Genomic DNA, 223 nt, shown 5'->3' on the forward strand with positions numbered 1-223 from the left:
CCTGACCGCATCGACTTCATCCGCTGGCGCCAATGGCTTCAGGCCGACTCCCGGGCGGGAAGTGGCTCAGCTATTCGCGACAAACATCGCCGCCGAACGCACCCGCATGCTCTATCAGGGCTCGCAGGYGCCGACCCTGATGGGCTATGCCTCATTCGAGCTGAGTGAAGGCCTGTCGATTGAGGGTTATTGGCAGCCGGGCAGTGCCTGGGAAGAGACCAAG

1 protein-coding gene is annotated in these 223 nt (G+C 62.6%); it reads left to right on the forward strand.

Annotation, left to right across the window (positions count from 1 at the left end):
- Positions 1 to 223 (forward strand): hypothetical protein (locus ACQ4LH_RS21830; RefSeq protein WP_430699012.1); only part of this gene is annotated, 223 nt, incomplete at both ends.

This window comes from Pseudomonas peli (assembly GCF_050563605.1).
Taxonomy (GTDB): Bacteria; Pseudomonadota; Gammaproteobacteria; order Pseudomonadales; family Pseudomonadaceae; genus Aquipseudomonas; species Aquipseudomonas peli_A.